24 protein-coding genes and 2 pseudogenes are annotated in these 26,641 nt (G+C 32.5%); 4 read left to right on the top strand and 22 right to left on the bottom strand.

Going from position 1 to position 26,641, the window contains the following annotated elements:
* The 7 genes from STRUR_RS03015 to STRUR_RS02985 all read right to left on the bottom strand — a co-directional run bounded on the left by STRUR_RS03015 (position 1) and on the right by STRUR_RS02985 (position 8,621).
* Complete coding sequence (locus tag STRUR_RS03015) at positions 1 to 1,545, bottom strand: peptide chain release factor 3 (protein ID WP_006739164.1); 1,545 nt, start codon at positions 1,543 to 1,545, stop codon at positions 1 to 3.
* A 131-nt stretch (positions 1,546 to 1,676) separates the two neighbouring features.
* Positions 1,677 to 2,366 (bottom strand): YwaF family protein, encoded by a 690-nt coding sequence (locus STRUR_RS03010; protein ID WP_006739246.1) that lies wholly within the window; start codon positions 2,364 to 2,366, stop codon positions 1,677 to 1,679.
* 24 nt (positions 2,367 to 2,390) lie between these two features.
* A complete protein-coding gene (locus STRUR_RS03005) occupies positions 2,391 to 3,755 on the bottom strand; it encodes a UDP-N-acetylmuramoyl-tripeptide--D-alanyl-D-alanine ligase (protein ID WP_006739377.1) in 1,365 nt (454 codons plus the stop codon).
* Positions 3,756 to 3,887: 132 nt separating this feature from the next.
* Complete coding sequence (locus tag STRUR_RS03000; protein WP_006739482.1) at positions 3,888 to 4,934, bottom strand: D-alanine--D-alanine ligase; 1,047 nt, start codon at positions 4,932 to 4,934, stop codon at positions 3,888 to 3,890.
* Positions 4,935 to 5,083: 149 nt separating this feature from the next.
* Positions 5,084 to 5,680, bottom strand: a complete 597-nt coding sequence (gene recR / locus STRUR_RS02995; RefSeq protein WP_006739885.1) for a recombination mediator RecR — start codon at positions 5,678 to 5,680, stop codon at positions 5,084 to 5,086.
* A 10-nt stretch (positions 5,681 to 5,690) separates the two neighbouring features.
* Entirely contained in the window at positions 5,691 to 7,742 is a 2,052-nt protein-coding gene (pbp2b, locus tag STRUR_RS02990) for a penicillin-binding protein PBP2B (RefSeq protein WP_006739953.1), read from the bottom strand.
* Between the two features lie 183 nt (positions 7,743 to 7,925).
* On the bottom strand, positions 7,926 to 8,621 hold the full coding sequence (locus tag STRUR_RS02985) for a phosphoglycerate mutase (protein ID WP_006740404.1): 696 nt from the start codon (positions 8,619 to 8,621) through the stop codon (positions 7,926 to 7,928).
* 236 nt (positions 8,622 to 8,857) lie between these two features.
* Here STRUR_RS02985 and STRUR_RS02980 point away from each other — a divergent pair, with 236 nt between their 5' ends.
* A complete protein-coding gene (locus STRUR_RS02980; protein WP_006740186.1) occupies positions 8,858 to 9,793 on the top strand; it encodes a dihydroorotate oxidase in 936 nt (311 codons plus the stop codon).
* Between the two features lie 52 nt (positions 9,794 to 9,845).
* Here the strand turns inward: STRUR_RS02980 and STRUR_RS02975 are convergent, their stop codons facing one another.
* From STRUR_RS02975 to STRUR_RS02965, 3 genes and pseudogenes are all read right to left on the bottom strand, one after another.
* Positions 9,846 to 10,037 carry a hypothetical protein gene (locus STRUR_RS02975; protein ID WP_006739218.1) on the bottom strand — a complete coding sequence of 64 codons (192 nt, stop codon included), beginning with the start codon at positions 10,035 to 10,037 and terminating at the stop codon, positions 9,846 to 9,848.
* A 119-nt stretch (positions 10,038 to 10,156) separates the two neighbouring features.
* Positions 10,157 to 11,806, bottom strand: coding sequence for a peptide ABC transporter substrate-binding protein (locus STRUR_RS02970; RefSeq protein ID WP_006739724.1), 1,650 nt, complete (start codon positions 11,804 to 11,806; stop codon positions 10,157 to 10,159).
* 148 nt (positions 11,807 to 11,954) lie between these two features.
* Positions 11,955 to 12,593: pseudogene (locus STRUR_RS02965) on the bottom strand (VTT domain-containing protein).
* A 428-nt stretch (positions 12,594 to 13,021) separates the two neighbouring features.
* On the opposite strand from STRUR_RS02965, the pseudogene STRUR_RS02960 reads away from it, so the two are divergent.
* The 3 genes and pseudogenes from STRUR_RS02960 to STRUR_RS02945 all read left to right on the top strand — a co-directional run bounded on the left by STRUR_RS02960 (position 13,022) and on the right by STRUR_RS02945 (position 15,511).
* A pseudogene (locus STRUR_RS02960) lies at positions 13,022 to 13,759 on the top strand (ABC transporter ATP-binding protein).
* A gap of 1 nt (position 13,760) precedes the next feature.
* On the top strand, positions 13,761 to 14,852 hold the full coding sequence (locus STRUR_RS02950; protein ID WP_006739371.1) for an ABC transporter permease: 1,092 nt from the start codon (positions 13,761 to 13,763) through the stop codon (positions 14,850 to 14,852).
* Positions 14,853 to 14,860: 8 nt separating this feature from the next.
* Positions 14,861 to 15,511 (top strand): TetR/AcrR family transcriptional regulator, encoded by a 651-nt coding sequence (locus STRUR_RS02945; protein WP_006739680.1) that lies wholly within the window; start codon positions 14,861 to 14,863, stop codon positions 15,509 to 15,511.
* A gap of 20 nt (positions 15,512 to 15,531) precedes the next feature.
* Here the strand turns inward: STRUR_RS02945 and STRUR_RS02940 are convergent, their stop codons facing one another.
* From STRUR_RS02940 to xseA, 12 genes are all read right to left on the bottom strand, one after another.
* Positions 15,532 to 17,766: a GBS Bsp-like repeat-containing protein gene (locus tag STRUR_RS02940; RefSeq protein WP_406874636.1), complete on the bottom strand. Its 2,235-nt coding sequence runs from the start codon at positions 17,764 to 17,766 to the stop codon at positions 15,532 to 15,534.
* A 36-nt stretch (positions 17,767 to 17,802) separates the two neighbouring features.
* Positions 17,803 to 18,267 carry a putative cross-wall-targeting lipoprotein signal domain-containing protein gene (locus STRUR_RS02935; RefSeq protein WP_006740299.1) on the bottom strand — a complete coding sequence of 155 codons (465 nt, stop codon included), beginning with the start codon at positions 18,265 to 18,267 and terminating at the stop codon, positions 17,803 to 17,805.
* Between the two features lie 170 nt (positions 18,268 to 18,437).
* Complete coding sequence (gene hbs / locus STRUR_RS02930) at positions 18,438 to 18,713, bottom strand: non-specific DNA-binding protein Hbs (RefSeq protein WP_006738914.1); 276 nt, start codon at positions 18,711 to 18,713, stop codon at positions 18,438 to 18,440.
* A gap of 98 nt (positions 18,714 to 18,811) precedes the next feature.
* Positions 18,812 to 19,408, bottom strand: a complete 597-nt coding sequence (locus STRUR_RS02925; protein WP_006739979.1) for a YpmS family protein — start codon at positions 19,406 to 19,408, stop codon at positions 18,812 to 18,814.
* A complete protein-coding gene (locus STRUR_RS02920; protein WP_006740415.1) occupies positions 19,392 to 20,222 on the bottom strand; it encodes an SGNH/GDSL hydrolase family protein in 831 nt (276 codons plus the stop codon). The genes STRUR_RS02925 and STRUR_RS02920 overlap by 17 nt, the downstream gene beginning before the upstream one ends.
* Positions 20,212 to 21,054, bottom strand: coding sequence for a DegV family protein (locus tag STRUR_RS02915; RefSeq protein ID WP_006738507.1), 843 nt, complete (start codon positions 21,052 to 21,054; stop codon positions 20,212 to 20,214). Before STRUR_RS02915 ends, STRUR_RS02920 begins: the two co-directional genes overlap by 11 nt.
* 118 nt (positions 21,055 to 21,172) lie before the next feature.
* Positions 21,173 to 22,837, bottom strand: coding sequence for a DNA repair protein RecN (gene recN / locus STRUR_RS02910; protein ID WP_006738937.1), 1,665 nt, complete (start codon positions 22,835 to 22,837; stop codon positions 21,173 to 21,175).
* A 9-nt stretch (positions 22,838 to 22,846) separates the two neighbouring features.
* Positions 22,847 to 23,320: an arginine repressor gene (locus tag STRUR_RS02905; protein WP_006738687.1), complete on the bottom strand. Its 474-nt coding sequence runs from the start codon at positions 23,318 to 23,320 to the stop codon at positions 22,847 to 22,849.
* Positions 23,307 to 24,134 carry a TlyA family RNA methyltransferase gene (locus STRUR_RS02900; RefSeq protein ID WP_006739088.1) on the bottom strand — a complete coding sequence of 276 codons (828 nt, stop codon included), beginning with the start codon at positions 24,132 to 24,134 and terminating at the stop codon, positions 23,307 to 23,309. Before STRUR_RS02900 ends, STRUR_RS02905 begins: the two co-directional genes overlap by 14 nt.
* Positions 24,127 to 24,999 carry a polyprenyl synthetase family protein gene (locus STRUR_RS02895; protein WP_006739080.1) on the bottom strand — a complete coding sequence of 291 codons (873 nt, stop codon included), beginning with the start codon at positions 24,997 to 24,999 and terminating at the stop codon, positions 24,127 to 24,129. Before STRUR_RS02895 ends, STRUR_RS02900 begins: the two co-directional genes overlap by 8 nt.
* On the bottom strand, positions 24,999 to 25,214 hold the full coding sequence (locus STRUR_RS02890; RefSeq protein WP_006738484.1) for an exodeoxyribonuclease VII small subunit: 216 nt from the start codon (positions 25,212 to 25,214) through the stop codon (positions 24,999 to 25,001). The genes STRUR_RS02895 and STRUR_RS02890 overlap by 1 nt, the downstream gene beginning before the upstream one ends.
* On the bottom strand, positions 25,201 to 26,532 hold the full coding sequence (xseA, locus tag STRUR_RS02885; RefSeq protein WP_006740481.1) for an exodeoxyribonuclease VII large subunit: 1,332 nt from the start codon (positions 26,530 to 26,532) through the stop codon (positions 25,201 to 25,203). Before xseA ends, STRUR_RS02890 begins: the two co-directional genes overlap by 14 nt.
* Positions 26,533 to 26,641: the final 109 nt, after the last annotated feature.

The raw sequence follows: 26,641 nt of genomic DNA, 5'->3' as shown, positions 1-26,641 counted from the left end.
TTACATTTTTTCTTCTAAGACAACATCAGGGTATTTATCCGCAAACCATCTGAGTGCAAAATCATTCTCAAATAAGAAAACAGGATGGTCAAATCTATCATTTGCTAGGATATTCCGAGATGATGACATTCTTTCATCTAAGTCTTCTGGATCAATCCAGCGTACAGTCTTTTTTCCCATAGGAGTCATCACAACCTCGGCATTATATTCACCTTCCATACGATGTTTAAACACTTCAAATTGAAGTTGACCAACTGCACCTAGCATGTATTCACCTGTTTGATAGTTTTTATATAGTTGAATAGCGCCTTCTTGGACTAATTGTTCAATTCCCTTATGGAAGGGTTTTTGTTTCATAACATTTTTTGGTGAAACTTTCATAAAAATTTCAGGTGTAAATGTTGGAAGTGGTTCAAATTCATATTTGTTTTTACCAACTGTTAAGGTATCACCAACCTGATAAGTGCCTGTATCATAAACGCCTATAATATCACCCGCAACAGCATTTTCAACATTTTCACGAGATTCAGCCATAAATTGTGTGACAGTTGATAATTTTGCTGATTTACCAGTACGTGGTAATTGAACACTCATACCTCGTTCAAATTCTCCAGATACAATCCTAACAAAAGCGATTCTGTCTCTATGTCTTGGATCCATATTTGCTTGGATTTTGAAAACAAATCCTGAAAAATCTTTATCCAGTGGGTCAATTTCATTCCCATCAACAGTCTTATGACCATGAGGTTCTGGTGCAAACTCTAAGAAAGTATCTAAAAAGGTTTGAACACCAAAATTTGTTAAAGCTGAACCAAAGAAAACTGGTGTCAAGTCACCTTCTAGTATTGCTTTTTCAGAAAAATCATTTCCAGCTTCTGTTAATAATTCGATATCTTCTTTAGCTTGTTCAAAGAAAGGATTATTAGCAAAAAGGTTATCACCCTCAGAAATGCTTGCAAACCGTTGGTCGCCTTTATAAAGTTCCAAACGTTCATTGTGTAAATCATATAAACCTTCAAAGGCTCTTCCCATACCAATTGGCCAATTCATTGGATATGATGCTATTCCCAACACTTCTTCCAATTCTTCAAGAAGTTCCAAAGGCTCTCGCCCATCACGATCCAGTTTATTAATAAATGTAAATACTGGAATATTTCGATGTTTAACAACCTCAAACAGTTTTTTCGTTTGTGCCTCAATCCCTTTTGCAGAGTCAACAACCATTACCGCAGCATCCACTGCCATCAAAGTACGATAGGTATCTTCAGAAAAATCTTCATGTCCTGGTGTGTCCAAGATATTAACACGTTTTCCCGCATAGTCGAATTGCATCACTGAAGATGTCACAGAAATACCACGTTGTTTTTCAATATCCATCCAGTCAGACTTGGCAAAATTCCCTGTTTTTTTCCCTTTTACGGTACCTGCTTCACGAATTTCACCACCAAAATATAAAAGTTGTTCTGTAATTGTCGTTTTACCAGCATCCGGGTGAGAGATGATAGCAAATGTTCGACGTTTTTTGATTTCATCTTGTATTGACATCATTTTTCCATTTCTTCTCAGTACTATTGCAAAATAACTCTTATAATTATTTTGACAAAAAAATAGAGCTATTTTTATAACTCTATCATTATATCTAAAAATAATACTTTCTTCAAGCTAAGTGCTAATGCTTAATCTTCATTTGTCATCTTAAGATAAATGCTATAGTTTCTTTTGAAAAAGTTATTACATAAAACAATACTACAAATTAAGACTAATGAAACGATCATATAATTAAACCCAATTTTTTGACTATTTACAATTGGACTTGTCTTTAAGAAACCATAGTTACCACCAGTTAAAAGGTTTACAAAAATAAGACCTATATTCATTACCAAAGTTGTTTTTAGAACAAACTCAAAATTCAATTGATTAGCTTGATAATAAGTTAATAAATATACTAAAGCATTAACATATAAAGCGTAATGTCCGACTAAATACGAAACCGTTGTGATGTGTGGTAATTTATAGGGATCTAATATGGGATGACAAATAGCACAAGTTGCTCCAATCAAACCTAAGAAAGCAAAATAGAGTTTTAGTCTTCGACGATCTGGCATAAAAAGTAGAACAAACATTGCTATTCGACAATGGTAAAAAGGGAGGCTCTCTGATAAAGAAATATGAGCACCTAAATACCATAAATAAAGCGTCAGCATTTGAATGATTTGAAGCTTTTTAAAAAAGACGTGATAGCGCTGTTTTTTATAGTGTTTTAAAGACAAAAACGTTAATACAATTAACGTGATAATCATCAAACTATAAAAAATAGGTGAGATTACAGGAATTGGCACTTGACTTGTTGTTAAAAAATGTGTCATTTGAAAATGTTTTTTCTTTCCAAACTATTTTGTTAAATCATCAACGATTTGATCTAGATACATAGAATGACTTCCTTTAAATAAAATCTGATCTTCCGATTTTAAGAGCTCCTGAATATGTTTTTCCATTTCTTCATATTGGTCCACACCATCATCTTTTTTGAAATAATAAACATGACCAATAGGATACATTTGACTTGCTAATTGAGCTAATTCTGCAATATCTTTTCCGTAAAAAATAAGATGATCAATTTTTTCAGGATTTAGGGCCGTTATTAATTGGGTATGGAGTTCTTTGGAATCCTTCCCTAATTCTTTCATATCAGCCAGAACGGCAATCTTTCGACCATTTTCATTTTTGTCAATCGTTGAAAAGGTTTCTAAAATAAGTCTCATGGCAGTTGGATTGGCATTGTAGACATCTGATAAAATATCAGCACCATTACTAGCTTTTTTCCATTCTGTTCGATTGCCAGTAATGGTTATGGTTTCTAGAGCTTCTTTAATATCAGAATCACTAACCACTAAGAGTTTTCCAACACATGCAGCAATCATAGCATTAGTTGCATTATATTTTCCTGTGATTGGAAGCATTATCTCTTGATCAAGTACATTTGACTTAAATTTTAATGACTCTTTTTCTTCTTCTAATTTTGAAACAAAAAGTTCTTCTCCTTCTCCAAAACGAATCACTTTTTGATTTTCAGGTAAATAAGGATTAATAATAGGATCACCTGGAACAATGACAATACCGTCTGAATCCATACCATCACTTATTTGCATTTTACCTTCAGCAATTTTTTCACGACTACCGAAAAATTCTAAGTGTGCTTCACCAATTAGGGTTACAACTGAAATTCTTGGCTCGGCAATAGTTGATAAAAGGTGAATATCGCCAAAATGGTCTTGACCCATCTCAAGAACGATTTTCTCTGTGTCATCAGGCATATGGCAAACTGTATAAGGTAACCCAATTTCATTATTATAATTACCTTGTGTTTTGTAGGTTTTATAGGTTGTTTCAAGAATAGCTGCAATCATATCTTTTGTAGTGGTTTTTCCATTTGAACCTGTTACTGCGATGACATCTACACGTAATTTTTCAAGATAATATTTTGCTAGTTTTTGAAATGCTTCTAAGCAATCATCAACAAGAATATAAGGATGATTTGGAATATCTCTCTCAGAAAAAGTGATCATAGCACCATTTTCAAAAGCAGTATCTATAAAGTCATGACCATCTCTAACACCTTTTAAGGGCAGAAAAAGATCTCCTTTTGAAATTAGACGGCTATCAAATTCGATATTATTCAGTGCGATGTCTTCTAAGTCTGATAGATTATTAGAAGCCCCAACAACTTTTGCAACTTCACCTATTGTTATTTTCATTTGAAATTCCTTTTTTAGTATTAATATTCTAGTTAGTATAGTAAATGATCTATTCTATTATAGCATACCTTTTTTTATCCATTCATTAATTTTCTTTATGATAAAACAAAAAAACAGTAACAAATACTGTTTTTAAATGAGGTGGGCCTCTCTTTTTTCATACATTTCTATAGCTAATTTAACTAATTCTTCAATTAAATCAGAATAATGGAGTCCCATATTTTCCCAGAGTAGTGGATACATTGACCATTGCGTAAATCCAGGCATTGTATTTAATTCATTGAGAAAAACTTGACCATCATTAGTTAGGAAAAAATCACAACGAGATAAACCACAACAACCTAAAGCTTTAAAGGCTTTTTGAGCATAGTTACGCATTTTGGTCATAACATCTTCAGAAATATGAGCAGGAATTGCCATGGTGATTTGATTGTCAATATATTTTGCATCATAATCATAAAAGTCAACTTCTTTTACAACTTCTCCAGGAAGTGTTGTTTTTATCTCATGGTTCCCCAAAATTCCCACTTCTATCTCTCTTGCAGAAACACCTTGTTCAATCAGAATTCTATGATCATATTTAAGTGCTAAGTGAATAGCATCTTTTAATTCTTTATCATTTGTTGCTTTTGAAATACCTACTGAAGATCCCATATTAGCAGGTTTTACAAAAACTGGATAAACAAGCTTTTCTTCAACTTGTGAAATGACTTGTAAAATGTCATCACCTTCAAGATAAACAATATAATCAACCTGTGGAATACCAACTGTTGATAAAATATATTTTGTTGTAATTTTATCCATAGAAACACTTGATGATAGAATATTAGTTCCAATATAAGGCATCCGTAAAACCTCTAGAAAACCTTGAATAGAACCATCTTCTCCCATTGGTCCATGTAAGACAGGAAAAACTATGGCATCTTTTTCATAAATATCACTGGCTTTTATTAGATGACTTCTATCAATGCTCTCATTAGTCATTAATTTTTCACTATCAGAAGGTGTTTTTGAAAACTCTTGTGTCTTGATAAATTCACCATCTTTAGAAATAAAAACGGTTTTAACATAAAAATGATCATAATTAATGGCTCTCATGACACTTTCTGCCGATAATACAGAAACCTCACGTTCTGCTGAACGACCACCATATAGCAAAATCAATGTTTGTTTAGACATAGTTTTAATTTAAAAACAAAACTGAATTTGTTTTTCCTTTCCTTAAATTCCATCATTAAAATACTACTTATTATACAATAATAATCAACAATTTTCAAAAGATTATAAATCATCTGACGAATAGAAAAAAACGATCACTCTAGACCGTTTTATAATTCTGTTCTATTTTCAATAGCTCTCAAAAGTGTAACTTCATCAGCATATTCTATATCAGAACCTACTGCTAATCCTCTTGCTAAACGTGTGACTTTAATTCCAGCTGGTTTTAAAACACGAGAAATATACATCGAAGTTGCTTCACCATCTGCTGTAGCATTTGTAGCTATGATAACCTCAGAAACATGATTATCCATCAAGCGTGTAATTAAAGATTTTAGATTGATATCATCAGGACCAATACCATTCATAGGTGAAATAAGTCCATGTAAAACATGATAGAGTCCATGATACTCTTGTATTTTTTCCATTGCTGAAACATCTTTTGAGTCTTCAACAACTAAAATCACAGATTGATCACGAGACTTATCGGTACAAATACTACAAGGATCATCATCAGTTAAATTACCACAAGTTGAACAATAGGTTAACTCTCTTTTGGCAGCTAGAAGGTTTTTGGCAAAATCGTTGACGTCTTCGTCATTCATTCCAATGGTATAAAATGCTAATCGTGTTGCAGTCTTGATACCAATACCTGGTAACTTTGAAAAACTATCAATTAATTTTGCTATCGGTGTAGGATATAACACTCATTTCTCCTTATTGATTCATAGAATGGTAAAGTGATATAATATCACGCGCCATTAATTCATGCGCTTTTGCATCTGAACTAGTCACATTTGGATACATAACTGCCACAGCAATTTTAGGATTCTCAGTACTATCATAAGCAATAACGTTAAGATTATATGTTGAAACAGTTTGTCCTTGACTATTTGTAGCATAGGTTTCAGCCGTACCTGTTTTAGCTGAAATAGTAACTGCTCCACCTTGAAGTGACAAACCTGTAGCATAGGCATCATTACTATTGACAACTTGATAAAAGCCTTGTTGAATAAGCGATAATTGTTCTGGTGTAATCGAAATTTTATTTAAGACTTTGGTATCAATTTTCTTTTCAAGTTGACCAAGTTCATCATTATTACTTTGATAAATACCTTCCACAATATGTGGAGCAATTCTGCTACCACCATTGGCTACTGTAGCGATGTATTGTGCTAGTTGTAAAGGTGAATAATTATCAAACTGTCCAAAAGCTTCTGTAACAACATTAGAAACTGTATAGTCTTTTGCAACATAGCCCGTTGAGGCACCTGGAATATCAATACCTGTGTCAACACCAAGTCCAAATTCACCATACATACTACGTAATTTGGTCATTGCATCTTGCATACCGTCAGTTGTTAACGACATTCCACTATAATACTCTTGTCCCATCATTTTTAAAGCAACTTGAACCATATATGTATTAGAAGAATATTCTAAAGCTTGTACGGCTGTTATAGCTCTTTGACCAGATGTGAACCAAGAATTTATTGCTTGTGAACCCGCAAATTGAATTGGCTGATCATATAGTACTTGATTTCCAGAGATAACACCACTCTTCCATCCTGCAGCTAGTGTAGCACCTTTTACAACAGAACCCGGTGTAAAGACATCAGTTAAGGTTCCCAATGCATCACTTGTGATTTGTGAACTACCTGTTTCATGTGAAAAGCCAGCCAAAGATAGGATAGAACCTGTAGAAGGATCAATTGCTACAGCATAAACACCCGGAGAATAGGTTGCATCTCCATTAGCAATTTCAGATTGGTAATACTTACTTAAAATACTCTCGACACCTGATTGAAAATCTGATCGAATGGTTAATTTTAAATTATCTCCATTCTGACCAGTTGTTGTCACTTTATGATTGACAATCTTTCCTTTTTTATTAGTTGTTACTTCAGTAACTTTATGTTTTCCTTGTAAATAGGATTCATACTCTTTTTCAAGATAAGATGTTCCGACTCTATCATTTAAGGCATAACCTTTTTTTAGATAACTTTTTGCTTGATCTTCTGGTAATCCTGCTTCCTGACTTGAGACAGAACCAATTATAGAAGCTAATGAATCATTGCTAATTTGACGATTCCAACCTGACGCAATCGTAATTCCTGATTGTTGGAATTCAGACTGTTGTATGGCAGCAATTTGGTCATCCGTTAAATCACTGGTTGATAATGTTACTGAATTAAAAGTAGGTGTCCCATTCATCTGATTAAAAAGGTAAACACTCTTCAATTCATCTTCAGAATAATTTATTTGGTCATCTGAGACAGCTTTAACTGCATTTGCGTATATATCTGATTCTCTTAATTTATTACCAAAATAATCAAATTTTTCTTTATTTGGTAATTTTTTTATAATCGCTTGATAGTTATCATCGTCAGCTAAGAAATAATCTTTTTTGGCACGAGTTGAGACAGTTTGATTCGAAACAGAAACGATTTGAGATAATTCCTGAGCAATCTTTTTAATTTGTTGTGCAGTGATCAAATTATTTCTTGTAAAAACAACAACTTTTTTACTCTGATTGGAAACAATGACTTGATCATTTGCATCGTATATTTTTCCCCGTAACATTTGAGTTTTTACTTTATAAGTCGTTGAGGCTTTTAATTTTGAATCATAGAACTCTTTATCCAAAATTTGCATTTGGAATAAGCGAAATAAAAGTATTGAAAATAAGGTCACTATAATAAAAAATAAAAAAGTAAGTCTATTTAAAATACTAGCTTCACGATGTTTTATTCTAAATTTTTCTTTCAATTTGATTATCTTTTTTCCTCGCACTTCGAAAAACTTCAAATTCTATTTTATCACAAATCAAACAAAGTCTCTCATTCAAAAATTAAAATCTTTCCAAAAATCCCTTTCAATAAATTCTATCCTAATGAATGAAAGTAAATGTCAAAATAAAAAAAGCCAAGCTAAGCTCAGCTTAATTTTCTATTATTTAGACCCTAAATAATATTCTGCAGTAACATTTAATTTATCATCAAATTCGAATACTAATGGTGGGAAGTTAGGAATCTCAACATCCATAATTTCATCATCAGATAATTGTTTGATATGTTTTACCAAAGCACGGATTGAGTTACCATGTGCTCCAACAAAAACATTTTTACCATCAACAAGAGCTGGTGCAATTTTATCTTCCCAGAAAGGCAATGCACGTTCTAAAGTAACTTTAAGGTTTTCTGCATCTGGAATAACTGAGTTATCAAGATGAGCGTAACGACGATCAGTATGTGCTGAATGTTCATCATCTTTATCCATATCTGGAGGTAATACATCATATGAACGACGCCAAATATGTACTTGTTCATCACCCCATTTTTCAGCAGCTTCAGCTTTATTTTGACCAGTTAAACCACCATAATGACGTTCGTTTAAGCGCCAAGATTTTTCAACTGGAACCCAAAGTTGATCTGAAGCTTCTAGTGCAAGATTAGTTGTTTTAATAGCACGTTTAAGTACTGAAGTAAAAGCAACATCGAACTCAATTCCAGCTTCTTTGATCAATGCTCCTGCATCAATAGCTTGTTGTGTCCCTTTTTCTGAAAGATCTACGTCTGCCCATCCTGTGAAAAGGTTGGCTTTATTCCATTCTGACTCACCGTGGCGAGCAAAAACTAATTTTACCATTAGTACTATCTCCTTTTAATTTCAGGTTTTACCCTAATTACTTTTACTATTTTACAAAAATTGTTGCAAAAAAGCTAGTAAATTCAATAGTTTGTTGAAAATTCTCTGTTAACAAATTGAAAACAGCATAATGTTCGTAATTTAATTAACATTTTAATTAATTTTTAAATATTTTTTTGAAATTTCTGTACAATAGTGATAGAATAGAAAAAAATTGTCAAAAATTGGAGGAAAACATGATTTCAACTGCAACTACTATTGGACAATTTCATTTTGATAACTGCTTAATGAATGCCGCTGGTGTTCATTGTATGACAAGAACAGAGCTAGAAGAGGTTAGAAATTCAGCAGCTGGTGCTTTTGTTACAAAGACTGGTACTTATGAATCGCGAAATGGTAATCCTGAGCCAAGATACTATGATACTATACTTGGTTCCATCAATTCAATGGGACTACCTAATCATGGTTACCAATACTACCTTGATTTTGTAATTAAAGAACAAAAAAATAATAGTAAAAATACTATTTTGTCAATTGTAGGACCATCAAGTGACGAAACACATCACATTTTAAAAGCAATACAAGATAGTGACTATCAAGGTCTTGTTGAATTAAATCTATCTTGTCCAAATGTTCCTGGAAAACCACAGATTGCTTACGATTTTGAAACGACAGAATCACTCTTAAAATCTATCTTTACTTATTATAAAAAACCATTAGGTATCAAACTTCCTCCTTATTTTGATATTGTCCATTTTGATCAAGCTGCTGCTATCTTTAATAGATTTCCAATAGCATTTGTCAATTGTGTTAATTCAATTGGTAATGGTTTAGTGATTGAGGATGAATCAGTTGTCATTAAACCTAAAAATGGTTTTGGTGGTATCGGTGGTGATTACATCAAACCAACAGCACTAGCCAATGTTCATGCCTTCTACCAACGCCTTAATAAATCAATTACTATTATTGGAACTGGTGGTGTCAAAAACGGTCGAGATGCTTTTGAACATATTTTATGTGGGGCAAGCATGGTTCAAATTGGGACAGCTCTCCAACAAGAAGGGGTCTCAATCTTTGACAAAATAACAGATGAATTAAAAGAAATCATGACTGAAAAAGGATACCAAACACTTGAAGATTTTCGTGGAAAACTTCACTATATAAAAGACTAACTAAAACAAAAAGAAGTCATATAAAATGACTTCTTTTGATTTTTAAAACACATTAGAACAATGAATCATCTTCACGATCATCTTCTTTTTTTAACTCATCTAATTCACTTTGATATAATTTTTTCTGTCTTTTATAGGTTTCAAGTTCATTTTTAGTTGGTTTTAAGGTTTTAGAGTACATGACGATACCAATGATTTTAATGATTGAAAAAAGAGCCAAAAAGACAACAATAATTTTTAGCATATAAGGTCTCAATTTCTATTTTTTACTATTATAATGCTTTTTAAAAATACATGCAATTTTTTTCAAATCAATTTTTCTTCCACTTCATTCAAAATAAAAAGAAAGCAAAAGCTTTCTTTTTATTTTTTATAGGCATGAGTAAAGTCAACATCAAGACCAGTTGAATTACGTACTAAACCTTTTAGGTTTGGATTTTGTAGCCCTTTATTTGAAAGATTGTATAAAGGATTATAGTGTGACCCTTCGTACAATGCTTTTTCAGCAGCTTTATAATCTTTAGCAGCTTCATCTTTATCAAGAGCATCTGTAGTTAAAGCTTTTTTATAAGCTGCATCGTATTCAGGACTTGAAATTTTACCATAGTTGTAGTCTGATTGACTTATAAATAAACCATAGAATGTTGAACCTTCTGGATAATCACCACCCCAGCTAACAAAGGCAATCTCAAAGTTTTGATTTTTAGTATCATCTAAACGTTGCTTGAAAGTTACAAATTTTTCATCAAGCGTTAGCCCAGGAAGATCTTTTTCCCATGATTCTTTTAGGTAGTCAACAGCTGCTTTTTTGGCTGGATTATCTGAGTCAGCTGTCATTGTTAACTTAATGCTACTTACACCAAGTTCTGCCATACCTTCTTTGAAGAGTTTTGCAGCTTTAGTTTTGTTATAAGTGTATGGTTGTGAAACATATTTTGCTAAATCTTCACCATTACTTAATTTCTCAAGACCTGCTGGGGCAAATGAACTAGCAACTTTTGAGCCTGTATCAACGGCCGCTTTAACTAATCCCTTGCGGTCAGTAGCTAAGTTAAGTGCTTGACGAATTTTTTTATTTGTCAGTGCCTTGACTGTTCCAGTTTCATTGTAAACGAGATAATCAGCGCGTGCTTCTGCAATATCCATAACATCTTTATTATTTTTATTAGCATTATAGATTGCTGATGTTTGAGAGATATTGGCAAAATCTAATTTACCTTGTTTGTACATTTGTACTGCAGTATCAGGTTTTTTAACTGCTTGGACATTTACTGTTTTTGTTTTAACATCTTTTGCATCCCAATAGTATTTATTTTTGACTAATTTAAATGTGCCACTGTTACCATTCCAACCGACAACTTTATATGGTCCTGAATAGATTTGCTTGTCTGAACTTGTCCCATAGTCTTTACCTACTTTTTCAACGTAAGATTTTTTCTGTGGAACAAAGTTTGAGAATGAAAGTAGACTTTCAAATTGAGGAGCTGGGTCTGAGAGTGTGAATGTAATTTTATTGCCATCAGCTTTAATACCTAGTTTTGAGACATCTGTTTCCTCACCTGATAAAATCTTATCAGCATTTAACACATGTGCATCTGAAACAAGATAGGCATATTCAGATGCTGTTTTTGGATCTACCATACGTTGCCAAGTGTAAACGAAATCATCCACAGTCAATTTACTACCATCAGACCATTTAAGATCATCTCTCAAAGTTGCTGTATAAGTTTTACCGTCTTTAGAGACTTCCACTTTTTTAGCTAAATCTGAGACCAATTTACCACTTTTTCCAACACGAAGTAAGTTACTTCCAGAATTTCCGATAGCCATTGCTGAATAGCGATCTGTATTTTTTGAGACATCGAGCGTAATAATTTCAGTTGGTGTGTACCAGTTAATTACACTACTTTTAGAAGCTGATTTTGAAGAATCAGAGCTGTTAACACAAGCTGCTAAGACTGTTACAGTCGCCACAGTTAATCCTGCTGCTGCTAATTTATTCCATTTAGTCATATGGATATCTCCTAATAAAAATTTCTTAACTCAACAATCTATTTAAGTTATGTTTAAGATTATATCATATTTTCTGAGTTTTCAAACAATTCCGAAAATTTCTTTTATTAAAATTTTTAATTTTTATAAAAATAAAAAAAGGCCATGTTCAAGACCTTTTTAAGATAGATTTTAAGACAGTCAGAATGCTTGGTAAAAGTGTTATAAAAACAATTCCTAAGATGATGGCTGAAAAATGACTTTTAACAAATGGAATATTTCCAAAGAAGTATCCAGCTCCACATGCAATCAATGACCATGATAATGCCGCAATAAAACTACGTTTGACAAATTCTTTGAATGGGTATTGGCTTGAACCCGCAACAAATGGAACAAAGGTTCTAATAATCGGAATATACCGTGCTAATATGATAGCTAATGATCATTTAGCTTCAAAATAAGCTTCTGCTTCAGCAATATGTTTTGGCTTGATAAAGTGTTTTATAGCTGGTTTTTTTAACAAGGAGTAACCAAGGTAGTGACCTATTAAAAAGTTACAAACATCTCCAAGAAAAGCTGCAAAGAAAAATAAAATTAAAAATAAACTAAGGCTAAAGTGAACACTTGGACTTGCAGCTAGTGCGCCTGCAGCAAATAAGAGACTATCTCCTGGTAAGAATGGAAAAATAACAGCACCAGTCTCAATAAAAATGATTAAAAATAAGAATAAATAAGTCCAGCTACCAAATTGGTTCGCCATGCTAAAGATATGGTTATCGATATGCAAAATAAAATCGACTAAGAACATGTTTCAACTCCTTTGTTTCACTTTAAGGGAATAACCGAAGAAATCCATCTAAATAAATAGAACACGTTATTGCTAATAGTAATGATCCTATTATATCACTTGGATAGTGATTTCTTAGTATAATACGATCTAAAGTAAGCAAAATAGACTGTGAAAAATATTGGTCTCCAGTTTCAAAAGCAATTACTGATGACTGTGCTATTTCTTCTTTTAAAACATCTCTTAATAATTCTCTGATATGTTGATCATCATCAATAAAAAAATCTTTGTCATAAAAAATTCCTACTTTTTAACTTGATACTCTATCATAAGCTATTTTATGATTTTTAGTAGAAAAATAAATAATTTAAACCATAATGCTTGACAAGTGATTAATTACTCACTATACTATTATTAAAAAGTGAGTGATTACTCACTAAGGAGGGCATATGACAAAGTTATTAGATTTAACCCAACTTCATAAATCATTTGACAAGCAAATTGTCTTAAGATATATCAGCTTTCAATTAGAATCTGGACAAATTATTGGTTTAATTGGACCATCCGGTGCTGGTAAATCAACATTAATCAAAACGATGCTTGGTATGGAAAAAGCAGACTCAGGTAGTGCCCTAGTTCTAAATCAGCACATGCCAAATCGTCAAATCCTAGGACAAATTGGATATATGGCACAATCTGATGCTCTTTATGAAGCTTTAACAGGACTAGAAAATTTAAGGTTTTTTGGTCAAATAAAGGGAATTTCAAAAAAAGACTTACAACTTCAAATAGAACATATCACAAAACTGGTAAATTTAGAAAACGATTTATCAAAATTTGTTTCAGGATACTCAGGTGGCATGAAACGAAGACTCTCATTAGCAATTGCCTTACTTGGAAAACCAAGTTTGTTAATTTTAGATGAACCAACCGTTGGGATTGATCCCTCATTACGAAGGAAGATTTGGCAAAAATTAGACACTTTATAAAAATCAGGTGTTGGTATTCTTGTAACAACACACGTTATGGATGAAGCTGAATTATGTGATCAAGTTGGTCTTTTGCTAGGAGGAGATATTATCGCACTAGATAGTCCTCGTACTCTTAAAGATAGTTATCATGTCGATTCAATTGAGGACGTTTTCTTAAAAACTGAAGAGACGTTTCAAGTAAAGAAAGGAAAATAAAATGCGTATAATTGCTATTGCTAAAAAAGTAATCAGAGAATTATTTAGAGATAAACGAACACTTGCATTAATGTTCATTGCACCAATATTTATCATGTGGTTGATGAATGTAATGTTTTCTGCATCAACAACCGTTGATTTAACTTTAGGTACTAAAAATATTCCAAATCAAGTCCAAACCGTTCTTAAAGATGCTGATAATGTTACCCTAAAAAAATACACTTCAAACCAAAATTTGAAAGATGACTTAAATAATGATAAGCTTGATGCAACAATAACTTACCAAAAAGATAATGGTTTTAGGGTCACTTATGCTAATACAGATTCCTCAAAAACAACTTATACTAGACAATTGTTAAAAAGTGCTATTGCAAAAAGCAAAAGTGTACAACTTCAAAAGATTAGCCAAACAATCTTAGCAAAAACAAAACAAACAACAAATACTTCAAAAATGACTGTTTCTGAAGAATATGCTTATGGTAATAAGGATACTGGCTTTTTTACTAAAATGATTCCCATTCTTATTGGTTTTATTATCTTCTTTTTTGTCTTCCTCATTTCTGGTATGGCTTTGTTAAAAGAAAGAACTTCTGGGACCTTGGATCGTCTCTTAGCAACACCTGTGAAAAGGATTGAAATAGTCTTTGGTTATATGTTGTCATATGGATTAATAGCAATTATCCAAAGCATTGTCATTGTTTGCTCTGCAATTTGGCTACTAGATGTTGAGTTAGTTGGTAGCATTTTTAATGTTATTATTATAAGTGTTTGTCTTGCACTAGTTGCTTTAACATTTGGAATATTAATGTCAACTCTCGCAAAATCTGAATTTCAAATGATGCAATTTATTCCACTTGTTGTTATGCCACAGCTATTCTTCTCAGGGATCATCCCCTTGGAATCAATGGCGGATTGGGCAAAAGGTCTTGGTAAAGTCTTGCCACTGTCTTACTCAGGTGATGCCATGACAAAAATCATTTTACAAGGTAAACAATTAAATGATGTTTTGCCTGATATTACAGTGTTACTAGTATTTTTAGTTATCTTAACGGTTCTAAATAGTATAGGGCTAAAACGTTATCGAAAAGTTTAGGAGAAAAGATGTCTGAAACAATTATTGAAACTTATAAAGATATTTTAATGCATGAAAATATGCCAAATGGCAAACGTAAGACACTGGAAGCAGCCATATTCTTATTTTCCAAAAATGGCTTTAGTGCCACTTCAACTTCTCAATTAGCTGAACAGGCAGGTGTCAGTCAAGCAACAATTTTTAAATATTTTAAAACAAAAGATGACTTACTTATTGCTATTGTGCTACCAATTATGCCAAGGCTGTTTCAAGATTTCTTTCCAAATTTAAAAGAAATTAAAAATCTTAAGGATGCTATTCATTTTATCGTGATTGACCGCTTTCAGTTTTTTTCGGCAAATGCACCAATATTAAAAATTCTTTTACAAGAAATAGCTATTAACCCAATATTAAGAGAAAAATTCCAAAAACGGCTAATGAGTCAAGATATTGGTAAGGAAATTGAAAAATATATCCATCAACTAAAAGAAAATAATCTCAATTTTGATGACTCACTTAGTACAACTGAAATTATCCGTTATATTTTAGGACCTCTATACACCTATTTTACACAGCGGTTTATTCTTCAGTTAGATAGTCCAAACCAATCAAGAGATCTTGTATTAGTAGAAAGACAAATTTTAAAAGCATTAATCAAAGATAATAAAAAAAAGCTATGACTAATCATAGCTTTTTTTTGCTAAATTATGACATTATTTCTAACATCTGCACCATAACCACTAGCATTAACATAATGGATTGGTTTCATAACCCAACTACTATCATTGTATCTTGAGCTCAATGTTTTTTCAAAACGATTGCCAACTATTTTCACATTTCCTACCTGAGATGAGTGTTGACCGACAGTCGTTGAATAAGCAATTAATTGACCATTGCTAAAATAAGGTATGAATTGATTATTAAGAATAGACACATTACTAGAAATTACTTCTTTTGAATTGAAGGCCATATAATCTTTTTCGTCAATTTTTTTAATCATTTGAGCATCCCAACCACCTTTATTATTGGCTAAGTCAAGTTGAATGGCTTCTGCGTAAAAATCATGTAAATCATGTCCAGCTGTTGAAGTGACTGATAATAAATTATGAGCATAGCCAACAAATTTATTATTTTCAAAAGTAATATTTTGAACTCCCTCAAGATCAAAAATATGTCGTGACATTGTCTGTACCATTGTAAAGCTATTATTAGTAATTCTGATATTATTACCATGATCAAACATTACCATAAAATAATTGCCATTAATCATATCTTTAGCTCTAATATTCATATTTGTCAATGTTAAGTTATGAACACCATCGCTACCATTACTACCCGTGGGAAGACCAAACCACAACATTGTACCATCTACAATAAGTGTTGTCCCTTTATCATTTCCTCTTAATTTTGTGTCAGATGACAAGAGAACATAATCACCATTATTAATAGCTGATAAAGTTGCTTCTGAAATGGAACTTCCAATTGTAAAAGAGCCTGCTGGAAGATAAAGCGTAATATCTTTATTTTGTTTAGCATAATCAAAAGCTGCCTGGATAGCTCTGTTATTTGCTACTCGATCATTAGCCTGCTTCAAGTCGACATTAAAAACATATCTTAAATCTTGTTCTAGGACATGATCATTATGCTCACCATTAGCATATGAAACCTTATATTCCCAACCTCCAATGGCATTATTAGTATTCTTATTGACTTCCTGAATAGTTCCAATCCACTGTTGGTGGTTTACTAATTGATATCCATTTGATTCATTCGTTGCATAAGACTGGATCTCAACTAATTGTCCAATATTATATTTAGCTTGCTTATCCAGATCAATATCTTTGACATCGTAAATAATTGTTGTTAACCCTTTTAGACTACCATCAGGAGTTGTACCATAAATCGCAATATGGTAATTCCCAATGTTATCCTTATGTTGTGATAGATTGAAAAGACCTATGTATGTGTCACTGGCTGACTTGGTTGTTTTATGCCAAACTAAATCATCTTGTCCATTCTTATCAGACCAAACCGGCATACTTATCGAAGTCAAATAATTAGGAACATCGGTTACAGTAACTTGATAGTTGTTATTTCCGACTGAGTCTATTCGTGCTGAGATTTTTGGTGTCGGTATCGTGAATGTATTGGCAGAGATTGCTAGTAATTGACCATCAACGGTATTGGCATAGACGTGTATATGATACAAGCCAGTTTCATATTTATGGTTTGAAAGTAAAATATTACCACTAAAACCATATGGAGAGAGAGAGGTATGTTCCCAAATCAAATCATCTTGTCCGGCATTTTCAGTCCATGTTGGTAAAACAATGCTTTTGATGTAACTTGGTAAATTCGTTACATCAACTTTAATAGTTGAACCATCCACTAAAGTTAGGCTTGTTTTGACATCTAGTGCTGGAACATTAATAGTTGTAGATGTTAATCCTTCTAATTGTGAGGTTATTGAACTGTCACCGTAAACATGAATATTGTAAAGACCAGTCTCATAATGGTGATCTGCTAAATTTAAATCTGCTGAATAAGTGTCATCACTATTTTTGATAGCTTTAATCCATTTAAGGTCATCCTGATTGTTCGCCTGTGACCAAATTGGAAGTGATAGTGTTGTAATTTCTTTTCCAACATTTTCTACAACAATATGATATCTCTCATCAGACACCTTTGAAACAGTTAAGCTTGGTACCTTTTTTTCAACGTTATAAGTAAGGGCATTGGAATAGATTGTTTTTCCTTGTTCATGAACATATGTATGAATATTATATTTCCCATATTCTTTATGTTCTTTTGTTAGATCAACTGTAAAAGTATTGTTAACTGCTTTATACCAACGTAAATCATCCTGTCCTTTATTTTCTGTCCATACAGCAAACATTACATCAGTATCAGGGTCTGTTTTACCATTATAAGTGATTTGTAATTGATTATCATTTCTAATTACTGTTGTCGGTTATGTTTGACTTATCGTAGATGTTGTCGCCACTCTAACTTTTGGTCTTACTACTTTACTTGGTTGGTTTTGTGTAGTTGATTGTGTATTTTGATTGGTTGTGATCTCAGCATGTTCTACTACTAAAGCATTATTGTCAACCTGTTCTTTTGTTGTTGTCGTATTGGTTGTACTAGAGTGTGGTGGGATAACATTTACATTTTCTTCTGTTCTTTCTGTCGTGTCTGTTATTGAAATCTTTGTGCTATCTGTGGTTGTCGAATTTATGTTATCAGTTGAGGTTGTTGTCGAATTTTGCGCTGTTATTGGAGTAATCACCTCTGTACTTTGTATTGCACTCGTATTACTTGTAACTTCATCTGCAAAACTAACCTGTCCCAATGCAAGTAGAGCCAATCCTAAAACTACGCCACATAATGATTTTACTGCTTTATTTTTCCTAAATCCAAAATTAATCTTTTCCAAATTTTTTGCCTTCTCTCATATTTGATAATATCATATCACATTAAGGAAAAGAATTATATAGCATACTATTAAAATAAGCCTAAATAAATCATTTACTTAGAAACTGTCTAAAAACAAAAAAAGACTATCAATAAAGCTAAATGCTTAACTGATAGTCTTTTTTTATTAAATTATTTAACAGCGTCTTTAAGTGCTTTACCAGCTTTGAAAGCAGGTACTTTAGATGCTGCGATTTGGATTTCTTTACCAGTTTGTGGGTTACGACCTTTACGAGCTGCACGTTCGCGAACTTCGAAGTTACCAAAACCGATTAATTGAACTTTTTCACCTTCTGAAAGGAATCCTTCAATTGCTGAGAATACAGCATCTACTGCTGCTGCTGAATCTTTTTTAGTAAGCTCAGTTGCTTCAGCAACTTTAGCGATTAAATCTTGTTTGTTAGCCATTAACAAATCCTCCAAATTATTTATAAGCATATTGCTCTAACAGATTATATGATATCTAAAAAATGGCTTTAGGTCAAGTAATTAACGTTATTTTAGCCTTATTTCTTAAAAATATCGAAGCTTATTTTATCATTTACCAAATCTAGTCGAGTTGCCTGTAAATAAATACCATCTTTATTATCTAATTTTTGTAAATTGATATTTATTGCTGATTGTTTGGGTAAGATTTCAACAATTGAGGGCAATTTATATGAACTTTTCACATATTGTAGAACTTCTGATTCAGGTAACGGAAGAGTTCCAACTGAAAATGAAGTTACTTTTAATTGTACAGCACCATTTTCAAGTCGACTAGGATCAAAATAAATATAAAGGGGCACTTCATAACCTAATAGTTTATAAGTACCTTCAAATAATATTGACGAAGATGTCGCATAAACTTTATAGTGCGTTTTAGTGGTTTGATAGTCTTTTAAAAATGCAGCAACGGTATCATTTAGTTGTGATTTAGTTGTCGTAAAACTCCCAACCTTTACACTTTTGGTATTAAGTGTCTTGACATTTTCAGTAGCAGGTTCTCTCACCTGAATCAATCTACTAGCTATAACAGATACGAAGGCAATATTTAATGCTAGTAAAAAAAGAAATGCCCACTTCCACCCTTTTCTTGATTTTGTTTTACTTTCTCGTTTCAATTATTTTCTCCATGACTGCATCTGACATGATATGATAACCCGTATTATTAGGGTGAAAATGATCTCCTGTAAATAAAGCATCATTTATAACTTGTGTTTTACTTCCAGATGATTGTACCACACCCTCTTTACCATCAATACCTTTGTACAAAAGATCATTTATTGGTACAAAATAGACCTTTTTAAAGTTACTAGTTGTTTCTTTTGTCGCTTCATTCCAATTGTCCACAACTTCTTGCATTTGTGTCATTTCTGGAAAATTAAGATAAAAAGGATTATAAATTCCTAAGACATAAATAGGTAAATCAGGATTGTCTTTTCTTGCTAATGTTAAAATCTGACTTAGTCTTTTTTGATAATTTTTTGAGGGCTTTTCAAAACTTGAAACACTTAGATGACTCAAATTTTTTCGAATTACTGCCATAACATCATTTCCGCCCACAGTTAAGGTCATTAATTTTGCCTTTTTTAACTGATTTGTGATTTTAGTCTGACTATTCATACGATCTAAAATTTGTTGACTGGTATTGCCTGAAACACCAAAATTATGACTAATGACATGAACATTATATTTATTTCCAACATCTAAAGAAAGTAATGGGACAAAACCACCTTGTTCAGTACTATCACCAACACCTTGAGTCAGAGAATCACCTATGGCTACGTAATGAAAATCACTTATCTTTTTCGTCTTTAATTCCTTCAAACTGACTTTTGAATCAGACTTAGGAATTAAGAAATAGAACAGAAAAAAACAAATTAAAAAACTGACGAGGAAAAATAAAATTCCTCTTCCAATTACTCTAAGCTTCATATCGCACCATTACTGCAAAAGCACCTTCTCCTGTATGGGTTTGGATAATGGAGCCAGTCTCAAGAATTGGGATATCAATTTTAATTTTTTCTTGAATTTTTGCTTTTAACTGTTGAGCAAGATCATCTTTCCCTGCATAAGAAATCCCAATTTCAGCAATTTTACGACCATTTATGGTTTCAAGATATGAATCTAACCACTTTGTAAAAGTCTTTGTTCCGCGACCTTTTAATAAGGTAACCAATTCATGATTCTTAAGTTCCATCATGACTTTAATATTTAACAAAGAACTAATGACACCCGTAACGCGACCAATTCGGCCACCCTTAACCAAATTTTCAAGTGTCGAAACACCAATATACAATTCTGAATTATTTTTTACTTCTTCGATGCGATCTAAAACTTCTTTCAAATTGGCGCCTTGTTTAGCTAATTTGGCAGCTTCTACAACTTGAAATTTCAAGCATTGGTCTGTAAATGTTGAATCTATCACAGTGACATTTGCATCTGCTATATTTGCTCCTTGTCTTGATGCTTCTATTGTACCTGAAAGTGAGTGCGTTAGATGTATGGCAACTATTTCATCAGCACCTTCTTTCACAAGACTTTCATAAACTTCAGCAAATACCCCCACTGGAGGTTGACTCGTTTTGGGTAAATCTTTTGCTGATTGCATTAAGCGTAAAAATTCACCTTCTTCTTTTAAATCATTATCAGAGTATAATTTGCCGTCTACCATAACGGACAAAGGAACAACTGTGATATCTAATTCTTTAATTAATTCTGGTTCAATAGTAATTGATGAATCTGTCACAATTTTAATATTTGCCATGTGTATTTTTCCATTCTGAAATTTGTTTCTATCACTTTATTTTATCATTGATTTCTAAATAAATCAAAATATCCCTAGTATTGTCATTATAAAAGAAGTCATAGTTTCCTATCACTTCTTAAGCTTTTTTGGCTAATAATTCTTTGGCTTGTTGTCTAGCAGAATCTGTGACGTCATCGCCTGCAAGCATTTTTGCAATTTCTTCAACACGTTCTTCATAAGTCAATAATTTTACAGTAGAGACTGTGGCATTTTGACTACTTTGTTTGGAAATAAAATATTGATTATCTGCAATCGCAATAACTTGTGGGAGATGTGAGATCGCTAAAACTTGGCCATTTTGACCAATTTTATTGATTTTTTTAGCAATAGCTTGTGCAACCCTTCCAGAAACACCAGTGTCAACTTCATCAAATACAATACTCGTTTTATCTTCTCGACTAGAAAAAGCTGATTTTATTGCCAACATGAGACGGGAAATTTCACCACCTGAAGCTATCTTAACGAGAGGTTTAAAATCTTCACCAGGATTAGTTGAAATATAAAATTCGACATGCTCGTTTCCTAGTCTATTAAACTTAGATTTGTTAAAAAATACTTTAAATTTAGCCTTTCCCATATACAAATCTTTTAATTCTTGTTGAATCAAAATTTCAAGATCACTAGCTAATTGATGTCTTTTTTGATTTAAATGTTCAACAGCAACTAACAATTCAGACTCCAAGTCTTTCAATTCTTTTTCTAAATCATTACTTGAACTATTGGAACCTGTCAGCATTTGATACTCTTTGACAATGTTATCAAAATATTCTAAGACATCATTGACACTCCCACCATATTTTCTAGTGATACTATTAATCATATCCAGTCTTGATTCAACTTGCATTAAGCGATTACCATCAAAATCTAGATTTTCAATAATAGTATCAAGTTTTTTGCTAGTTTCTTCCAATATATAATAAGAGTCAGATAAACTTGAGGCAATTTCTTTATATTCTTTATCAAAATTCTCTATGCTTAACATGTCATTCATGGCAGACCGAATATTAGTTAGACTGGAGAAGTCCTCATTATCAATCATAAGATGTGCATTCGTTAGCGTATCTGCAATATTTTTATGATTTTGGAGTTTTTCTCTCTCCTGTAATAGTTCTTGGTCTTCGTTTGTTTTTAAAGCTACTGTTTCTATCTCAGCTATCTGAAATTCAAGCATTTCAATTCTAGCTTTATGCTCTAATTCATTTTTTTGCTTATTAATGACTGCTTTTCGTAATTGTCGATACTGATCAAAAATTGTTTGATAATGATTTTTAGCAACAATAAAATCTTCTTGTCCAAACTCATCTAGAAGATAAGGATGTTGTTGTACATTCATTAATTCTTCTTGATCATGTTGCCCATGGATATCTACCAAATATTGGCCAACTGATTTTAGGACTGATAAATTTACCATTTGCCCATTTATACGACTGATGCTACGTCCATTTGGTAGGATTTCTCTTCTTATAATGAGTTCATCAGAAAAATCAATACCATTTTCATCTAATATTGCAATCAACTGATCATTTTTATCAATGGTAAAATAACCTTCAATCTCAGCTTTTTGACTTCCATGTCTTATTACATCAACACTTGCACGACTGCCTAACATCATATTCATCGCATCAATAATGATCGATTTACCAGCTCCAGTCTCACCGGTTAAAATAGTCATCCCATTTTCAAAATTTAGAGATATTTCTTCTATTATCGCGAAGTTTTTTATTGAAATTTCTAAGAGCATAGTTCTCCTTTAGTCTTGTGATGCAGTCATCCATTTTGAAACTTCTTGACGTATCAAATCAGCTTTTTCTTCTTCTTTAGCTATTATCAATAGGCTTTCATCATCTACAATAATACTAAAAATACTCTCTGAAAAATCTTCCATAATATAGCGTTTGATTAACCGACTGTTACCAGGAACTACATCTAAATGAATAAATTTTTCTAAACCAGAAACTTTTTCAGTAACTGCTAAAATTGTTGTCTTAATGGGTTTTGGCTTTCTAACATTTTGAAAACTACTTTCTTTTGATAAGCCGTAAATATAATTACCATTACCAGAAGGAACTTTAACAATTCCTATCTCATTCATATCTCTTGAAATAGTAGCTTGTGTCAAATGTAGACCCTCTTGATTCAACACAGCCAATAATTCATTTTGAGTTTCAATATCTCGTGAGAGAACAATTTTTCGAATTAATTCTAAGCGATCACTCTTTTTCATTTTTTTTAAACTCCCTATGTGCCTTTTCAACGACTTCATGAAGTAAGTCTTGGACTTGATTTTTTGGAGCGTCTGATTTTTCAAGGTGAACTAAAAATTCAATATTCCCATGACCACCTTGAATTGGTGAAAAATCTAGTCCTTTAATAGTAAATTCGTAATCTTGTGCGAAATCTGTCACTTTTTCTAAAACAGAATAATGAATAGTCTTATCTCTAATGATTCCATTTTTACCAATTTGCTCTCTTCCAGCTTCAAATTGTGGTTTAATCAATGCAACTACTTCATCACCATTAGAAAGGAGTTTAGAAAGTGCTGGTAAAATAAGATTCAATGAAATAAAGCTAACATCAATACTAGCAAATTGAGGCAATTCGTCCGTAAAATCAGAAACTTCTGCATATCTAAAGTTGTATTGTTCCATACTGATAACGCGCTCATCCTGACGTAATTTCCAAACCAACTGATTTGTCCCAACATCAACAGCATAAACTTTTTTTGCACCATTTTGCAACATGACATCAGTAAAACCACCTGTCGAAGCCCCAATATCAATAGTTACTTTATTTTTGATGCTTATATCAAAGACTTTTAAAGCTTTTTCAAGTTTTAAACCACCCCTACTGACATATCTCAGTTTTTCACCTTTAAGTTTTAATTCTATAGTATCATCAATTTTTTCACCTGGTTTATCAAAACGCTCTCCATTAATAACATTAACCACTAGACCTGCCATAACTCCACGTTTAGCCTGTTCTCTTGTTTCAAAAAGTCCTTGTTTATAAGCTAAAACATCTACTCTTTCTTTAGACATCTAATCGTAACCTCTCAATCATGTCTTGTATGGCTTTGGGATCAAATGAACTAGCATCTTTTAGTTTCTCTGATATGACACTTGCTCTATTTAGAGTTTCATTTAAAATATGATAAGATTCTTTCAAACCTAATAAGCTTGGATAAGTAGATTTTTGAGCTTTAATATCTTTTTGGGGTGTCTTCCCAATTTCGTTAAAAGTAGCTGTTACATCTAATATATCATCTCTTATTTGAAAAGCTAAACCAATTTCCTGACCTAATTCTATTAATAATTGATGGATATTTTCCGGTAATTGAAGTGTAATGCCTGCTGCATCAAAAGGAAACGTCAAAAGTGCACCCGTTTTATTTTTATGAATAACTTTTAATTCTTCTAAACTGACCTTTTTTCCTTCAGCAGTCATATCAAGAACTTGTCCGCCAACCATTCCGAATGTTCCAGAATAGCTTGATAGAGCACGAATTAATTTGATTTTAACATGATCATTTATATCAGAAGCATCCGCTATTAGTCTGAAAGGATCTAAAAAGAGGCTATCTCCAGCTAATATAGCAGTAGCTTCATCAAATTTTTTATGATTTGTTAATTTTCCTCTACGATAGTCATCATTATCCATAGCTGGTAAGTCATCATGAATTAGACTACCAGTATGTATCATTTCTAAAGCCGCTGCAACATCATAATGACCTTGTTTGAATTTACAATTAAAACTCTCTAGAAGCTCCAGATAGAGTATCGGCCTAAAGCGTTTCCCACCAGAATCAACTGAATAGAGAATGGCGTCACTTAATTTCTGGAAAGTATGATTTTCTTTATGATAAAAGTGATATATAGATCTATTTATTTGAGGTATTTTTTCCATTAACTATCCATTTCTGTTTCAGTACCATCAGCTTGCATCACTTTAACAAGTGTCTTTTCTGCTTCATCTAGGGTTTTTTGGAGATTTTTTGAAAGAAGCATTCCTTTTTGAAATTCTGAGATGGCTTCTTCTAAAGGCACCTCACCACTTTCTAGTTTTGAAACAATCGTTTCTAAATCTTTTAAATTTTCTTCAAACGTTTTAGTTGTTGACATCTTCTACCTCTACTTTAATGTGACCATCTTTCATTTCTATCATCAAATGATCACCTTGTTTAATTTGTTTTGTACTTGAAATTATTTGTTCGTTTTGTTTAATGATAGCATAGCCCCTTGAAACAATACGACCTGTATCTAGAGAAAGCAACGTATCCTGAGCCTTTTCAAATCTTGCCAATTTAGTATCATATAGGCTAGTCATATTTGACATCAACAATTTCTGATTTTGTCTTAACTTATCTTGAAAATTGACTAAACCTTGTTGTGGATTAATTGCTTTTAATCTTCTATCTAAATAGTTTATGTTTTGTGATGCTGTCTGAACCTGATTTTTTAAACTTTGATTTAATGATAAACTTAATTGATCTAATTTTTGAATATAAGCATCATAAAGTCGCATAGGTTGCCTAAAAATTACTGAATTTGAAAGTTGGGTTGTTCTTTCTCTATGAATCGTTATCTGTCGCAATACAGCTTGAAATGACCTATTTTGCCTTTCTGAAAGCCAAGTTAATAAATCACTTTTTGTAACTGGTGTTGCCAATTCTGCTGCAGCAGTTGGTGTTGCTGCTCTTTTATCAGCTACAAAATCTGATAGCGTTGTGTCTGTTTCATGTCCAACACTTGAGATAATTGGTAACCTTGACTCAAAAATAGCTTCAACAACAATTTCCTCATTAAATGCCCATAAATCTTCAATGGAGCCACCCCCACGACCAATAATTAAAACATCTAAGTCTTGTCTTTCGTTAGCTCGTCTAATATTTTTCACAATTTCTTCAGCAGCACCTTGACCTTGAACTTTGGTCGGATAAAGGATAATTTCAACTCCTGAAAATCTTCTTGAAATTGTGGTAATAATATCTCTAATAACTGCTCCACTTGAACTTGTAACAACGCCAACTTTTGAGACAAACTGTGGTAATTGTTGCTTGTGCTGTTCTAAAAAGTAACCAGCTTGTGTTAATTTCTTCTTAAGTTGTTCAAACTGGACAGCTAAAGCACCTATGCCATCTGGCTGCGCACTTTCAATAATAATTGAATAAGAACCACCAGGCTCATATAATTGCACACGGCCAACAACATTGATTTTCATGCCTTCTTCTAAATCAAAACATAATTTTTTATAAGAAGAACCCCACATTGTCGCTTGAATAACAGCATTCTCATCTTTAAGAGAAAAATACTGATGATTTGGTCGTCTTCGAAAGTTCGAAACTTGACCTGATAGATAGACCCTTTCTAAATATGGGTCTCTTTCAAACTTTAATTTTAGATATTTTGTGAGGTGACTAACAGTTAAATAATCTGGCATAATCCACCTTTCTCAAACAGTTCCACACCTATTTTAATCAGTAACTATTATAACATGATTCTTCAAATTTTTGCAGAAGCAAGAACATGACTGCATAGTGATTTTTGAA

The organism is Streptococcus urinalis 2285-97 (assembly GCF_000188055.2).
Classification (GTDB): domain Bacteria; phylum Bacillota; class Bacilli; order Lactobacillales; family Streptococcaceae; genus Streptococcus; species Streptococcus urinalis.
Note: the sequence above shows the minus strand (reverse complement) of the source record. Positions and strands in the feature narration are given on the sequence as shown.

Coding starts and splice junctions, on each gene's coding strand:
- STRUR_RS02945 (WP_006739680.1), top strand. CDS start 14,861: ATGTCTGAAACAATTATTGAAACTTATAAAGATATTTTAATGCATGAA.
- STRUR_RS03015 (WP_006739164.1), bottom strand. CDS start 1,545: ATGTCAATACAAGATGAAATCAAAAAACGTCGAACATTTGCTATCATC.
- STRUR_RS02895 (WP_006739080.1), bottom strand. CDS start 24,999: ATGGAAAAAATACCTCAAATAAATAGATCTATATATCACTTTTATCAT.
- STRUR_RS03000 (WP_006739482.1), bottom strand. CDS start 4,934: ATGTCTAAACAAACATTGATTTTGCTATATGGTGGTCGTTCAGCAGAA.
- STRUR_RS02950 (WP_006739371.1), top strand. CDS start 13,761: ATGCGTATAATTGCTATTGCTAAAAAAGTAATCAGAGAATTATTTAGA.
- STRUR_RS03010 (WP_006739246.1), bottom strand. CDS start 2,366: ATGACACATTTTTTAACAACAAGTCAAGTGCCAATTCCTGTAATCTCA.
- STRUR_RS02905 (WP_006738687.1), bottom strand. CDS start 23,320: ATGAAAAAGAGTGATCGCTTAGAATTAATTCGAAAAATTGTTCTCTCA.
- xseA (WP_006740481.1), bottom strand. CDS start 26,532: ATGCCAGATTATTTAACTGTTAGTCACCTCACAAAATATCTAAAATTA.
- STRUR_RS02920 (WP_006740415.1), bottom strand. CDS start 20,222: ATGAAGCTTAGAGTAATTGGAAGAGGAATTTTATTTTTCCTCGTCAGT.
- STRUR_RS03005 (WP_006739377.1), bottom strand. CDS start 3,755: ATGAAAATAACAATAGGTGAAGTTGCAAAAGTTGTTGGGGCTTCTAAT.
- STRUR_RS02980 (WP_006740186.1), top strand. CDS start 8,858: ATGATTTCAACTGCAACTACTATTGGACAATTTCATTTTGATAACTGC.
- STRUR_RS02985 (WP_006740404.1), bottom strand. CDS start 8,621: ATGGTAAAATTAGTTTTTGCTCGCCACGGTGAGTCAGAATGGAATAAA.
- STRUR_RS02975 (WP_006739218.1), bottom strand. CDS start 10,037: ATGCTAAAAATTATTGTTGTCTTTTTGGCTCTTTTTTCAATCATTAAA.
- STRUR_RS02970 (WP_006739724.1), bottom strand. CDS start 11,806: ATGACTAAATGGAATAAATTAGCAGCAGCAGGATTAACTGTGGCGACT.
- hbs (WP_006738914.1), bottom strand. CDS start 18,713: ATGGCTAACAAACAAGATTTAATCGCTAAAGTTGCTGAAGCAACTGAG.
- STRUR_RS02900 (WP_006739088.1), bottom strand. CDS start 24,134: ATGTCTAAAGAAAGAGTAGATGTTTTAGCTTATAAACAAGGACTTTTT.
- recN (WP_006738937.1), bottom strand. CDS start 22,837: ATGCTCTTAGAAATTTCAATAAAAAACTTCGCGATAATAGAAGAAATA.
- STRUR_RS02890 (WP_006738484.1), bottom strand. CDS start 25,214: ATGTCAACAACTAAAACGTTTGAAGAAAATTTAAAAGATTTAGAAACG.
- STRUR_RS02915 (WP_006738507.1), bottom strand. CDS start 21,054: ATGGCAAATATTAAAATTGTGACAGATTCATCAATTACTATTGAACCA.